Consider the following 339-nt stretch of genomic DNA (forward strand, 5'->3'; position numbering starts at 1 on the left):
ACCACGTCGGCCACGGCCTCCGGTTCCAGCCCGCCGTCCGACCAGTCGGAGGCGGAGACGCGGAGCAGCAGCGGCATGGCGTCCGGGATGACGCCGCGGACCGCCTCCACCACCTCCAGCAGCAGCCGGGCACGCCCGGCCGCGGTACCGCCCCAGCCGTCGGTGCGGGTATTGACCAGCGGCGAGAGGAACTGGTGCAGCAGGTAGCCGTGGGCGCCGTGGATCTCCACGGTGTCGAAGCCGGCCCAGACGGCACGTGCCGCCGCGTCGCGGAAGTCCGCGATGACCCGCCGGATGCCGGCCTCGTCCAGGGCGTCCGGCGCCGCGTAGCGGCCAAAG

At 74.6% G+C, this 339-nt stretch carries 1 protein-coding gene; it reads right to left on the reverse strand.

From position 1 onward, the window contains the following. Positions 1 to 339: oxidoreductase (locus AC5RUJ_RS18795; RefSeq protein ID WP_494156578.1), on the reverse strand; the 339-nt coding region annotated here is incomplete at both ends.

This window comes from Arthrobacter sp. Y3223164, from assembly GCF_059091005.1.